13 protein-coding genes are annotated in these 13412 nt (G+C 69.4%); 6 read left to right on the top strand and 7 right to left on the bottom strand.

Annotated elements, in window-relative coordinates:
• The first annotated feature begins 23 nt into the window (after positions 1–23).
• Both NS4_RS05540 and car read left to right on the top strand, forming a co-directional pair.
• Positions 24–1037 (top strand): hypothetical protein, encoded by a 1014-nt coding sequence (locus tag NS4_RS05540; RefSeq protein ID WP_063058335.1) that lies wholly within the window; start codon positions 24–26, stop codon positions 1035–1037.
• Between the two features lie 235 nt (positions 1038–1272).
• A complete protein-coding gene (car, locus tag NS4_RS05535; protein WP_063058439.1) occupies positions 1273–4791 on the top strand; it encodes a carboxylic acid reductase in 3519 nt (1172 codons plus the stop codon).
• A gap of 33 nt (positions 4792–4824) precedes the next feature.
• On the opposite strand, the gene NS4_RS05530 is transcribed toward car, so the two are convergent.
• Positions 4825–5175: a hypothetical protein gene (locus NS4_RS05530; protein WP_063058334.1), complete on the bottom strand. Its 351-nt coding sequence runs from the start codon at positions 5173–5175 to the stop codon at positions 4825–4827.
• A gap of 170 nt (positions 5176–5345) precedes the next feature.
• On the opposite strand from NS4_RS05530, the gene NS4_RS05525 reads away from it, so the two are divergent.
• Together NS4_RS05525 and mug are read left to right on the top strand one after the other, a co-directional pair.
• Positions 5346–5621 (top strand): hypothetical protein, encoded by a 276-nt coding sequence (locus NS4_RS05525; RefSeq protein WP_063058333.1) that lies wholly within the window; start codon positions 5346–5348, stop codon positions 5619–5621.
• Between the two features lie 26 nt (positions 5622–5647).
• Positions 5648–6235, top strand: coding sequence for a G/U mismatch-specific DNA glycosylase (gene mug, locus NS4_RS05520; protein WP_063058332.1), 588 nt, complete (start codon positions 5648–5650; stop codon positions 6233–6235).
• A gap of 16 nt (positions 6236–6251) precedes the next feature.
• Here mug and NS4_RS05515 read toward each other — a convergent pair whose 3' ends face one another.
• The 3 genes from NS4_RS05515 to NS4_RS05505 all read right to left on the bottom strand — a co-directional run bounded on the left by NS4_RS05515 (position 6252) and on the right by NS4_RS05505 (position 8729).
• Entirely contained in the window at positions 6252–6515 is a 264-nt protein-coding gene (locus NS4_RS05515) for a MoaD/ThiS family protein (RefSeq protein ID WP_245665084.1), read from the bottom strand.
• 13 nt (positions 6516–6528) lie between these two features.
• The gene (locus tag NS4_RS05510) at positions 6529–7626 is read right to left on the bottom strand and encodes a WD40/YVTN/BNR-like repeat-containing protein (RefSeq protein WP_063058330.1); all 1098 of its coding nucleotides are present in this window, start codon (positions 7624–7626) and stop codon (positions 6529–6531) included.
• 104 nt (positions 7627–7730) lie between these two features.
• The gene (locus tag NS4_RS05505; RefSeq protein WP_084486795.1) at positions 7731–8729 is read right to left on the bottom strand and encodes a LysR family transcriptional regulator; all 999 of its coding nucleotides are present in this window, start codon (positions 8727–8729) and stop codon (positions 7731–7733) included.
• A gap of 220 nt (positions 8730–8949) precedes the next feature.
• On the opposite strand from NS4_RS05505, the gene NS4_RS05500 reads away from it, so the two are divergent.
• Positions 8950–10197 (top strand): Glu/Leu/Phe/Val dehydrogenase dimerization domain-containing protein, encoded by a 1248-nt coding sequence (locus tag NS4_RS05500; RefSeq protein ID WP_084486793.1) that lies wholly within the window; start codon positions 8950–8952, stop codon positions 10195–10197.
• Positions 10198–10230: 33 nt separating this feature from the next.
• On the opposite strand, the gene NS4_RS05495 is transcribed toward NS4_RS05500, so the two are convergent.
• The 3 genes from NS4_RS05495 to NS4_RS05485 all read right to left on the bottom strand — a co-directional run bounded on the left by NS4_RS05495 (position 10231) and on the right by NS4_RS05485 (position 12938).
• The gene (locus tag NS4_RS05495) at positions 10231–10704 is read right to left on the bottom strand and encodes a DUF4760 domain-containing protein (RefSeq protein WP_063058329.1); all 474 of its coding nucleotides are present in this window, start codon (positions 10702–10704) and stop codon (positions 10231–10233) included.
• Between the two features lie 208 nt (positions 10705–10912).
• Positions 10913–11833: a universal stress protein gene (locus NS4_RS05490; RefSeq protein ID WP_063058328.1), complete on the bottom strand. Its 921-nt coding sequence runs from the start codon at positions 11831–11833 to the stop codon at positions 10913–10915.
• A 193-nt stretch (positions 11834–12026) separates the two neighbouring features.
• On the bottom strand, positions 12027–12938 hold the full coding sequence (locus NS4_RS05485; protein WP_063058327.1) for a LysR family transcriptional regulator: 912 nt from the start codon (positions 12936–12938) through the stop codon (positions 12027–12029).
• Positions 12939–13039: 101 nt separating this feature from the next.
• On the opposite strand from NS4_RS05485, the gene NS4_RS05480 reads away from it, so the two are divergent.
• Complete coding sequence (locus NS4_RS05480; RefSeq protein WP_063058326.1) at positions 13040–13405, top strand: YybH family protein; 366 nt, start codon at positions 13040–13042, stop codon at positions 13403–13405.
• The last annotated feature ends 7 nt before the right edge of the window (positions 13406–13412 follow it).

Below are 13412 nucleotides of genomic sequence, written 5' to 3'. Positions count from 1 at the left end.
TCGACCGAACAGGAGGCTCCCGGATGAAGGGCCCGATTCCGCTACCGATCGTGCTGATCGGCTACGGGCCGGTCGCACGGAGCTATGCCGCCGTGCTCCGTGACCGTCGCGACGAATTCCGCGGCCGGTACGCAGTGGACCCGTACCTCGTCGCGATCCGCGGGCGGGACAGACAGATCCGCACACCCGACGGTGGCGTGCCCCCCGATCGGCCTCTCTGGCCTGCCCGCACATCGATCGAGGAGTTACTGGCCGGCACCGTGCCCGCCGTCGTCGCGCAGGCCGTCCCGTCGCGTCCGGACGGCGCCGCGGAAGCGCTTGCCGATGGGCTCGCCGCCCTCGCCGCCGGGGCGCATCTCGTGACGGCGACCAAATCGCCGCTGCTGTCCGGGTGGTCCCGATTGCACTCGGTGGCAATCGAATACGGGCGGGGCGTCCGGATCTCCGGCGCCACGGGCGCCGCGCTGCCTGCCGGTGACCTCGCCCGCGCCGGACTGCGCGGTTTCGAGGTACAGGAGGTGCGTGGCTGTGTGAACGGCACGGCGAGTTTCTTCCTCGATCGGCTCGGCGAGGGGATGGTTCCCGCCGCGGCCCTCGAGCTCGCCCGCGACCGCGGGATCGCCGAGGCGGATGCCACGGCGGATCTGTCCGGCGCCGACGCCGCCACCAAACTGCGCCTGCTGGCCGGTCTGCTGTGGCGTTGGGATGTCGCAGCGTGCCGGGTCGACGTGGAACCGATCACCGACGCCACAGCTGTCCTGGCCATGCGCGCCCACGCGCGCGGGGCGGTGCTGCGACATATCGGGTCGGCTCGAGCCGATGATCCCGGCCGGGTGGCCGTCGCTCTGCAGGAGTTCCCCCGGACCGCCGCACCCTTCGGTGTCCTGGCCGGGCCGGAGAAGGCGGTCGAGTTCCGATGCGGTGATGCCGGCGACATCACCGTGTCCGGGGGCCGGTCGAGCCCGCTCGGTGCGGCGCTCGCGATGGTCAAGGACACACTCGCGCTCGCGATCGACCCGGCGGCCGGGATCGGCTGAACTGCTCGCCGGCGGGGGTCGGCCGAGTTCACCCGGTCGGCGAACAGCCGGTACAGCGTGGCGGCGATCGTGTCGATCGTTGCCCGCACGCTCTTCGGTCGAATGGAACCGACCTGGTCAGCGGTACCGGTCATGTTTCCCGCTCGCTGCTTGACGCACCACAGTGCCGCTCCGACACTTGAGTGTGTCAATGACACTCGTGAGTGCCACCTACGAGAGTTCGAAGGTGAGTCCGATGTCGACCGATACGCGCGAATCCCGGCTCGAAGACCGCATCGCGGAGTTGTACCGCACCGACGAGCAGTTCGCCGCGGCCCGGCCCGACCCCGCCGTGACCGCACGAGCGGACAAACCGGACGCGCGGCCGGTGGAGGCGGCCCAGATCGTGATGCAGGGATACGCGCGGCGTCCCGCGGTGGGCCGGCGCGCGGTCGAGTTCGTCACCGACCCGCAGACCGGTCGCACCTCGATGAAGCTGCTGCCCCGATTCGACACCCTGACCTACGGCGAGGTCTGGGACCGGGCGGGCGCGGTCGCCGCGGCACTGTCCGGTGACCCCGTCCGTCCCGGAGACCGGGTCTGCGTTCTGGGATTCTCCAGCGTCGACTACACGCTCGTCGATCTGGCGCTGGTTCGGCTGGCCGCGGTGGCGGTGCCGCTGCAGAGCGGAGGCCCCCTCAACCAGCTACGGTCCGTCGTTGCCGAAACCGAGCCCACGGTGCTCGCCACGAGTATCGACCACCTCGACGACGCCGTCGACCTGGTGCGCACCGGCCACAGCCCGGACCGCCTGATCGTGTTCGACCATCACCCGCAGGACGACGACCAGCGGGCGACCTTCGAGGCCGCGACGGCGCGGCTGTCCGCCGCGGGCAGCCGGGTACGCGTCGACGACCTCACCGAGGTCATCGCCCGTGGTGCCGAGCTGCCACCGCCACAGGTGCCGCCCCCCGCCGAACCGGATCCGCTGGCACTGCTGATCTACACATCCGGAAGCACCGGTGCGCCGAAGGGTGCCATGATCACCGAGCACCGGCTGGCCGGCCAGTGGCGTGCCGCGAGCAGTGAGCACTGGGGCCAGCGCGCTACCGAACCGGCCATCGCGCTCGGCTTCATGCCGATGAGCCACATCATGGGGCGTGCGATCCTGTACATGACGCTGGCCCGCGGCGGCACCGTCTACTTCGCCGCCAAGAGTGACCTCTCGACGCTGCTGGAGGATCTCGCGCTGGTCCGGCCCACCCAGCTCGCTTTCGTGCCCCGGATCTGGGAAATGCTCTTCCAGCGGTTCCGCGGCGAAGTACAGCGTCGTGCCGGCGGCAGCGCCGATACGGCGACGCTGGAGCAGGAGGTGCTCACCGATCTCCGGGAGAATTTGCTCGGCGGCCGCTTCTTCTCGGCGACGACGGGTTCGGCGCCGATCTCGAGGGAATTGCGAACATGGGTCGAAACCCTGCTCGATTTCCATCTCGTCGATGGCTACGGCTCCACCGAGGCCGGAACTATCGCCGTCGACGGCCGGGTGCGCCGTCCGCCGGTGCTCGATTACGAACTCATCGACGTTCCGGAGTTGGGTTACTTCCACACCGACCGGCCGCACCCGCGCGGGGAGCTGGTGATCCGCTCGCAGGCACTGATCCCCGGTTACTACGAGCGCCCGGAAGCCACCGCCGAGGTGTTCGACGCAGAGGGCTGGCACCACACGGGCGATATTTTCGCCGAGGTCGGCGTCGACGAACTCGTGTATCTGGAGCGGCGCAGTTTCGTGCTGAAGCTTTCCCAGGGGGAGTTCGTGACGGTGTCCACAGTGGAGGCGGTGCTCGCCGAGAGTCCGCTGGTCCGGCAGGTCTATGTCTACGGAAACAGCACCCGCTCCTATCCACTGGCGGTGGTGGTGCCGACGGAGGAAGCCCTCGCCCGGGCCGGCGGCGATATCGCCGTGTTGCGGCCTATGATGACCGAATCGCTGCGGCAGGTGGCGAGAACGGCCGGTCTGCAGTCCTACGAGATCCCGCGGGACCTACTCATCGAGACCCGGCCGTTCACCCCGGAGAACGGCCTGCTCACCGGGATCCGCAAACTCGCCCGCCCGGCCCTGAAACAGCAGTACGGGCCCCGGCTGGAGCAGCTCTACACCGATCTGGCCGCGGCCGAGGCCGACGAGCTGCGCGCCCTGCACCGCGGCGGCGACCGGCCGACGGTGGAGACGGTCGTCCGCGCGGCCGGTGCGATCCTGGGCTCGCCCGCCGACGAGCTGCGCCCGGACGCGCATTTCACCGACCTCGGCGGAGATTCGTTGTCGGCCCTGACCTTCGCACAGCTGCTGCGGGAGATCTTCGATATCGAGGTGCCGGTAGGGTCGATCATCGGCCCGGCCACCGACCTGCGCGCGCTCGCCGATTACATCGACGGTCAGCGCCGCGGCGGCGGCCGCCCGACTTTCGCCTCGGTTCACGGCGCGAATGCCACCGAGGTACACGCTCGCGATCTGACCCTGGACAAGTTCCTCGACACCGAGACGCTTGCGGCCGCGCCCGCGCTTCCGGGGCCGAGCGCGCCGGCGCGGACCGTGCTGCTGACCGGTGCCACCGGGTTCCTGGGCCGCTATCTGGTGCTGGAATGGCTGCAGCGGCTGAACCGCTGCGGCGGGACGCTGATCTGCCCGGTGCGGGCACAGGACGACGCGGCAGCCCGGGCCCGGCTGGACGAGAAATTCGAGACCGGCGATCCGGTGCTGTCCGCCCGCTACCGGGAGTTGGCCGCAGATCGTCTCGAGGTGATCGCCGGCGACAAGAGCGCGCCCGGTCTCGGCACCACTCGAGCCACGTGGGAGCGGCTGGCGGATACGGTCGACGCGATCGTGGACCCGGCCGCGCTGGTCAACCACATGCTGCCTTACCGCGAGCTGTTCGGTCCCAATGTCGTGGGTACGGCCGAGCTGATCCGCCTCGCACTGACCACGAGGCAGAAGCCCTACACCTATACCTCGACCATCGGCGTGAGCGAACAGATCGACCGGGCGGCGTTCACCGAGGACGCCGATATCCGGGTGATCAGCCCGGACCGGAGGATCGACGGCGGCTACGCCAACGGGTATTCGAACAGCAAATGGGCGGGTGAGGTACTGCTGCGGGAGGCCGCCGACCTGTGCGGTCTGCCGGTCACGGTGTTCCGCTGCGATATGATCCTCGCCGATACCGGCTACGCCGGTCAGCTCAATCTGCCCGATATGTTCACCCGTTTGGTGCTGAGTGTAGAGGCCACCGGAACGGCGCCCGGTTCCTTCTACGAACTCGATGCCGAGGGTCGGCGGCCGCGCGCCCACTACGATGGGCTCCCGGTCGGTTTCATCGCCGAAGCGGTCGCCACCCTCGGGGCCGGGGCGGGAACCGGCTTCCGGACCTATCATGTGATGAATCCGTACGACGACGGGATCTCGCTCGACACCTACGTCGACTGGCTGATCGATGCCGGACACCCCATCGAGCGGATTTCCGGCTACGACACCTGGTTGCAGCGTATGGAGACCGCCATCCGGGCGCTACCGGAGCGGCAGCGCCGCTACTCACTGCTGCCGCTGCTGGACAACTACCGTAAACCGCAGCGGGCGATACGCGGATCCATCGCGCCGACCGAACGGTTCCGGGCCGCGGTCCGGCACGCGGAAATCGGTGCCGACAAAGACATTCCGCATGTGACACCGGAGATGATCGTCAAGTACACGACCGACCTCGAGCTACTCGGACTGTTGTGAGTCCGGCCGTCCGCCACGGACGTGCCGGCCGGACTACGCCGCCGCGCCGCTGCCGACGGATTCGGGCGCGGCGGCGTGGGGCCGGCGCATCCGGTCGACGATCAGCCCCGCGGCCGCCAGCGCGCCGGCGAGGGGCAATTCGACCGCACCGGCGACGGCGAGAGCGCCGAGCCCGCCGTAGTAGATGTAGCGCGTCGGTAGGGACAACTCGACCGGTCCCGCCTTCACCTCGAGTCCCCGGCCGGGGATCGCGACCTCAGCGCTGAGATGGGGCAGGGTGATACTGGCCGCGGGTGCGGCCTGTGTCATGCGAGTTTCGGCCGGTTTCCCCGCGGCGGCGAGGGACTGCCGGTCGGTACTGTTCGCGCTACTGGGGGAAGGCATGGGACACGGTCCTCTCGTGGTCGGGAACTGCCGATTCGCCGTCGGGCCGACCGGGACCGGCACCGCCGGATCACTCCTCATCGATGATCGCGCCGGAGCCGGGCGAAGGCAACCGTCCGGTTCGCTCTACTGCTCGCCGGTGAGATCGTGGACCGGTCGTCGCCGCGCAGATGCAGCGCACCGTCCCCCTCATCTCCTTGGAGGGCAAGACGATCCAGTACGGTCTGGGTCTGCACCGGATGGAGGTTCCCGGGCGCGGAACGTACTGGGGCCACGACGGTTCGGTTTGGGGCGCCGGAGCGATATCGATGACCCCCGCCGACGGTGCCCGGCAGTTCTCGGCCGCGATCAATATGCAGCGCTGGAACCGGCTCGATGAGCGGCGCCGGCCGCAGCCGCGTCCCATCGACAGCGCCTTGTCGGCGTTCTACCGGCTCGTCCTGTGAGCTGTGCGGACTGGCAGACTGGGCGAATGGCCCGTTCCGCGCTGAATCGTCCGACACCGGCCGAGCTGGCGGCCGCTGCCGGGAAGACGATCCCCGACGTCCTGGCACCGGACCTACGAGTGCTGTTCTGCGGGATCAATCCCGGATTGTGGTCCGGTGCGACCGGACACCATTTCGCTCGCCCGGGAAACCGCTTCTGGCCCGCGCTGTTCCGATCGGGTTTCACGCCTCGCCTGTTCCGTCCCGACGAACAGGACGAACTGCCGGCGCTGGGGCTGGGCATCACCAATGTCGTCTCCCGGACGAGCGCGAAGGCCGACGAGCTGACGAAGCAGGAACTTCGCGATGGTGGCGCCGCACTCGTCGAGCGGGTGCGGCGGAATCGACCGCGGATCCTCGCGGTGCTGGGTCTGGGCGCCTATCGCACCGCGTTCGGCCGTCCACGGACCACCGTCGGCCGCCAGGACGAGACGATCGGCGCCACCGAGATCTGGGTGCTACCCAATCCGAGCGGTCTCAACGCCCACTACACCCTGGACGCGCTGGCCGCCGAATTCCGTACGCTCCGGCTGGAATCGGAGTACCTGGTCGGGGGTGGCAGCGCTGCCGAGTAGCGCCTCGCCGCGGCGATCACCCACCGGCGACCGACGGAATGATCAAGACCTCGGTGCCGGCACGCAGCGGTGTGTCCAGGCCCCGCAGTGTCCGGCATTCGTCGCCGTCGACGTAGAAGTTCACGTAGCGGCGTAGTCGGCCGCTCTCGTCGCGGAGGCGGCGCTCCAGCGCGGGCGACCGCTCGCGCAGCACGTCCAGCACAGTGCGCAGCGTCGCGCCGTCTATGGCGAGTTCTTTGTCCCCGCCGGCGTAGGGCCGCAACGCGGAAGGCAGGTGCACCTGGGCCACGGTGTTATCCGACCACCCGGGCGCGTACGCACAGGACGTCCGGCAGTTTGTCGGCCACCAGCTGCCAGTGCTCACCCTCGTCGGCACTGCAATAGACCTCTCCGTTGCGGGTGCCGAAGTAGATTCCGGCCGGTTCGGCGTCGTCGGCGCACATGGCATCGCGCATGACCGCCGCCCAGAAGGGTTCCCGCGGGAGTCCGGCGGTCTGCGCCGACCAGGTTCGGCCGCCGTCGGCACTGCGGTAGACGGCGCATTCGGCGTCGGGAGGGAAGCGGAACCGCTCCATATCGGCGACCAGCGGGAAGGTATAGATCACCCCGGGGCGACGCGGGTGCGCGACGATCGGGAACCCGAAATTCGAGGCCGGTAACCCACCGTCGATCGACTGCCAGCTCGTGCCGTCGTCGGTGGTGCGGAAGACCCCGCCGTGGTTCTGTAGATACATCGTGCTCGGGGTACCGGCGTCCATGGCGACCTTGTGCACGCACTGTCCCCATTCCGGCAGCTCACCGGGCATGAAGTCGGCTGTGACGCCTTTGTTGGTGGGTTTCCAGGAGCTCCCGCCGTCGGCGGTCTGATAGACGCCGCCGGTCGACATGGCGACCGTGATGCGCTCCGCGTCCACCGGATGCGGGATGATCGTGTGCAACGCCAGCCCGCCGCCGCCCGGCATCCATTCGGGGCGGTGCGGGTGTTCCCATAGGCCCCGGATCAGTTCGAACGTCCGCCCGGCGTCGGACGAGCGGAACAAGGCCGACGGCTCGGCGCCCGCGTACACCACATCCGGCTCGGCCGCGGTCGCGGGCGCGATCTGCCATACGCCCCGCAGTGCGGCTCCCGTATCCGGCGGGAAGGCCAACGGCGCGGCGTCCGGTTCGCTCCACGTCCGGCCGAGATCGTCACTGGTCACCACAGTCGGGCCGAAATGACTGTCGAGTACTCCGGCGAGCACGCGCGGCGTCGTCCGCCGCGTATCGATCGCCAGGGCTTTCACATCCGCCACGGCGAACCGGGGCGGGCTCACCTCCCAGCTCGACCGGCCGTCGGTACTGCGCGCCAGGAACAAACCCTTGCGCGTCCCGATTCCGAGCAGAACATCCATTGCCGACCTCCAGGTGTCACCGCTACGCCGACGCGTGCGAGCGTACCCCGCGGCTGTGACAGGATTCACCGGATCGCGAGAGGCGAGTCGTGTGTGCGAGCCGATCAGTTCTGTTCCGGCCGCCGACCGGCCGTCCGCAATGTAGCCGCCGGGGACGAGAATGGTTCCGTAGTCGCCGAGGTGGGCAGTGCGGAATCCGCGGCCAGGCCTTTCTCGGCCGCGGTCGCGCGGACCGCGTCGACGACGAGCAGCAGGGCGGCGCGCCGGGCCGTATTGGTGCGGTAGGCCAGCGATACGGTCCGGGTGAGCACGTCGCCCAGAGCGACGATGTCGACCCCCGGCGGGCGCAACGCCAGGCCCAGATCCGACACCAGCGTCACACCCAGCCCGGCCGCCACCATCGCCATCGCCGTCGCCTGCTCCTCCACCTCGTGATCGATCCGTGGTTCGAGCCCGACGGATTGGAACGCCAGCCGGGCCGCATGCCCGAAATGGGACCGGGCGGGGGCGAGGATCCACGGATGCTCGGCGAGTTCGGCCAGCGTCACACTGGCCGACGGTACGGCCCCGGACGGGACCGCGGCGTAGATCCGCTCGACCGCGATGACAGCGCGCTCCAACCCGCTGTCCCAGGTCATCGGGTAGTTGGAGTATTCGAGTACGAACGACAGATCCAATGCCCCGTCGCGCACCGCGGCGGCGGTGGCCTCCGGAACGAGTTCCCGCGTCCGCACCGAGATCCCCGGATGGGTGCGCGCCAGGGCGGTGAGCGCCTCGGGCAGCAGCCCGGAGGCGACCGACGCCCACACACCGGCGGTGAGTTTCGCCGTCATCGTCTCGCCCGCGTCCTCGAGCGCCTGGGTGGCCCGCTCGACCGACGCGAGGATCTCCTCGGCGTGTTCGGCCAGCAGGACCCCGAGATCGGTGAGTTGCAGCCGGCGCCCCCGCCGCTCGAACAGCCGGGTTCCGACATCGCGTTCCAACTGGGCGAGCTGTTGGGACACCGCCGACGCGGTGTAGTGCAGCGCGGTCGCGGCCGCCGTGACCGTGCCGCGTCGATGCAATTCGCGCAACATTCGCAAACGGGCCAGCGACAGGTCCATGGTTTCGAGCCTAAGCGTTGTGCAGCAACGCTGAACACCGCCGTGAACGAACCGTAAATAGACGAACGCGCAGGCTCGAATGCAGGCTGGTGGCACCGGAATCGAGCCATCGGCCGGGGACGACGTGGTCCGGACAGGGGATTACGCACCCGGCGCTTCTCCGTGGGTGATGGTGTATCCGGGCACGAACACGAAGAGGAGGTGGTTCGTCGTGACGACGATGCAGGACCCGGCGGGGGGCGCCGCGCAGATTACCGCGCAGACAGTTCCGGCCGTCCCGGCGGCAGTGGCCCTCACCCCCGCGGTCCGTCGCTGCGAGCCGTATATGCGCTTGCACTGGACGGATTCTCAGACGGGCGCGGTCGGTTACCTCGTGGTGCACACCCTGCGCGGTGGCCTGGCCACCGGCGGCACCCGAATGCGGGCCGGCTGTACGGTGAGCGAGGTCGAGGATCTGGCCCGCGGTATGGCCAACAAGACCGCGACATTCGATCTGCCCATCGGGGGAGCCAAGGGCGGGATCGATTTCGACCCCAAGGATCCGCGCGCCGTAGAAGTATTGGAACGGTTCTGCGAGGCCATGCGCCCGTGGATCGATGCGCACTGGGTGACCGCCGAGGATCTGGGGGTTCCGCAGCACCTGATCGACGAGGTCTTCGAAAGACTCGGTCTGGGCCAGAGCTACCACGCCGCGATCCGCCGGGCCCCCGATCCCGCCGCGACCCTGGAACGGGTGCGCCGCGGCCTGAACGCGGCGGTCGAGGGCGGATTCCTGCTGGGCGATGTGATCGGTGGCTACGGTGTCGCGCACGCCTGCCTCGCCGCCGCGGTCTGGTGGGGGCAGGTGCCCGCCGAGACCACGGTCGCGATCCAGGGTGTGGGCACCATGGGCGGGGCGGCCGCCTACTACCTGCACGAGGCCGGGATGAAGGTCACCACCGTGGCCGACGCCGCCGGTACCCTGCACTGCGCCGATGGGCTGGACATTCCGGCGCTGCTGGCCCTGCGCAACGGGTACGGCGAGATCGATCGCTCCCGGTTGCCGGCGGGCGTCGAGCAGCTGCCGCGGACCACGATCCTGGCCGCCGATGTCGACATCCTGGTGCCGGCGGCGATCTCGTATGCGATCACGCCGGACAACTCCTTCGATGTCCGGGCGCGGATCGTCGTCGAGGCCGCGAACGCGGCCACCACCCCGGAAGCGGAGGCGATGCTCGCCGCCCGCGGTGTCCCGGTGCTGCCGGACTTCGTCGCGAACGCCGGGGCCGTGGCCTGGGCGTGGTGGCTGCTGCTCGGCCAGGTCGACGATACGCCGGAGAATTCCTTCGACCGGCTCCGCACCATCATGCACAGCAAGGTCGCCTCGCTGCTGGCGGCGTGGGCGGAGCAGGGCGTGACCCCGCGCGAAACCGGTCACCGCTGGGCCGACGACCCGCCGCCGCTCACCGAACCGGTCGTCGTGCCCTGATCGGAGGACGTATCCGCCGGCCGCCGCGCACCGTCAGCGGCCGGCGGATATCGGGCGCCTGATCTCGACGGCTCGCCGGGCGAGCCATTGGAAGTCGTCCCACAGTTCCGGTGCGTTGCGATCCGCACGGTACTTCTCCACGAGAGGTCGCAGCACATTCCAGCACGTCCGCAGCGAATCACCCCAGGAGTCGGCCACGACATCCGGCGGTATGAAACCGCTCCGGCACATGATGCCCACGCAGTCGTAGCTGTGACACACTCTTTCGGCGCGCTGGATATCCTCGTCCGACCACGCGGCGAACTCCCGAAACCGTAGGTGGCGCATCACGAAACGACGGTCCTCGCGCAGCGATTCGTCCTGCAGCATGTCGTAGACAGCCTTGAACGCACTGGCGTAGGTGGTTTTCCGCATCTCGACCACCTGCCACACGACAAGCACCGCGGCGACGAGAGCGATGAGCGCTGTCGCTACGCCGGCCGCCGCCGCGACCGCAGACGAGTCCATCCGGCACACCCCATATCACCGACGGCAGAACCGCCTCGAGCGTAACCGATGCGTTGCCGGTCCGCGGCCCGCGGGCCGGCCTGTGAGTCGGTGAACCTTCTTCCGGCGCAGAATATCTCGAAATCGCCAGGGGTGGTGTCGCGCTCTTCGGTCGCTGTACCCACAGCGTCCTCGGTACCGGTGAGGCGAACGGGCGCCGGACCCGCGCTCAGGTTTCGGGGTCGCGGTAGACGACGATCGGACGGTCGGCGCGGTGCAGCAGATTCTGGCTGGTGGATCCCAGCAGCGCGCTGCGGAATCGCCCCCAGCCCTTGCTGCCCACGATCGCCAACTGCGCATCGTCGAGCGCGTGCAGCAGTTCGCGCGCCGCTGAACCGCGCCGGGACCGCTCCTGGACTTCCACGTCGGGGAAGTCACTTCGGTACGGCGCGATGATGGTCGACAGTGTCTCCGCCTCGGAGCGGGCGATCAGGTCCCAGTCGATCACCATCGCCGTCGGTCCCAGAAGTGACAGCGCCGTGGGGACGGCGTCCCCGACCGCGGTGCTGTCGGACCACACCCGTACCGCGGTGACCGGGACCGAGAACAGTCGTGCCCATTCGAAGGCCAGCCGGGTCGCTCCGGCCGACGATGGGCTCCCGTCGGCGCCCACCACGATCGGGCGATCGTCGGGCGCGATATGCGCGCTGTCACCGCGCCATACGGCCACCGGGCATCGCGCGCTGCCGACCACCCGGAGCGCCGTCGATCCCAGCAGCCAGCGCTCCACCATGCCGGCGCCGGTGGCGCCGAGCACGATCAACGCGGCGTCTTCGGCGGCCCGGAGCAGTCCCGCGGCGGGGGCTTCGGCATCCGCGACCGATATCAGCGTGACATCGGGTGCCCAGTCCCGCAGCGCGGACTCGACCGTGGCCAGCAGTTCGGTGCGGTAGACCTCGTGTCGTTCGGCCAGCTCGGCCGGGTCGAGCGCGATCTCGGGCATCGGGCCCGGCGCGGGGGACGAGTGCACCAGACGCAGGGGTAGGGCAAGTTTGTCGGCGAGTCTCGCGGCCCATTTGGCAGCCGCCAGCGAGGTGCCGGATTCGTCGATACCCACCACGATGTAGCTCGCCGCGGACTTCGCGTGCATCGCACTCCGCCCTTCGTCCCGAGGTTGCCGATCTCCCGCCTGGCACTGCGTGTCCTCGACGTGCACGACCACCACCCATGACGCCCGTCGAGCCCAGGATAGGAGTCGACACGGGCGCCGCGGTGGGCCGACACGCGGTCGTCCGCCCGGGTCGGGCGCTCGGCGTATCGGCCGTGACCACCGCGTGTACGCGCTACCGAGCGCTGTCGTGGCCCTCGCCGAGCCCGGCCCGATGGAACGCTCGCCGGCTGTGGACGAGTAGTTCACGGACCGCGGGGCGGCCGGTGTCCTTCCAGATCAGCGCGAGGAACGCGGGGGTCTCGGCGTCCTCCAGGGCGAGGGTGACGAGCCGGTCGCGGTAGGCCGCGGCCATGGATTCGCTGAGCACGGCGACCGCGAGTCCGCGCGCGGCGAGATCGGCGATGGCGTCGGCCGCGCCGGCCTGGAGCGCGACCACCGGGCGGAGGTTCTGGCCGGCGCAGGCGCGGTCGAGCACGGTGCGTACACCGGTACCCGGGGGCATGCACACGAGGGGGTGGGCGCACAGCTCGGCGAGGGTGATCCGCTGCCGCGCCGCCAGCGGGTGTCCGGTGGGGACCGCCGCGACGAGCTGCTCCCGGATGAGGGTGAATGCTTTCAGTCCGTCGGGTTCGGCGGTCGCCGTACCGATGAGAGCCACATCCAGTGCACCGGTCCGCACGGCCTCGGCGAGCCGGTCGGAGTTGTCCTCGAGCAAGGAGATCTCGACACCGGGATGTGTGCGGTGGAAATCGGCGAGTGCCTCGAACAACGGTGTCACGGTGCAGCCGACGACCATACCCACGGTGAGTGTGCCCCTGATCAGGTCGGTGACCTCACCGACCGCCTGGGTGACGGCTTCGGCGGCATGGAGGGCGGTGCGTGCGTGTTCGAGAGCGGCCTTACCCGCGACGGTCAGGGTGGCGGTACGTGCCGAGCGGTCGAACAGTTCGGCGCCGAGTTCTTTCTCCAGTGCGCGGATCTGGGCGCTGACACCGGACTGGCTGATGTGCACCCGCTGCGCCGCCCGGGTGAAGTTCTGCTCTTCCGCGACCGCGACGAAGTATTCCAGCTGCCTCAGTTCCATAACTGAGGATTCTAGCTTTCATAAGAACCATCTGTTGGACTTCTGACCGGGGTGCGACCAGGCTGGAACGCGTCGAATTCGAAAACCCCAGGAGGAAATCGATGCCCGAGTACGAGAAGGCGCTGCGGCCCGAAGACATCACGCGCCTGTTCGTCGAACGATCCAATGCCGGTGACGCGGCGGGAGTCGCCGAACTCTACGAAGAGGACGCCGTGCTGGCCTACCCGCCCGGCAGCCGGACCGTGGGACGGGCGGCGATCCGCGCACTGTGGGAGAAGGTGCTGGCCGGCGGACCCCGGTTCGAACCGGAAGAGCCGCTGCCGACGCTCATCAGCGGCGACCTCGCATTGACCTCGACGCCGCCGAAGGACGGTACCGGTGCGCGTGCTCAGGTTGTCCGGCGCCAGCCCGATGGCAGTTGGCTGCGCGTACTCGACCAGCCGGAGTTCGTCGCGCCGGCCCCCTGAGCCCGGA

The sequence above is a fragment of the Nocardia sienata NBRC 100364 genome (assembly GCF_001613205.1).
Classification (GTDB): domain Bacteria; phylum Actinomycetota; class Actinomycetes; order Mycobacteriales; family Mycobacteriaceae; genus Nocardia; species Nocardia sienata.
This window is presented reverse-complemented; position numbering and strand designations above follow the sequence as displayed.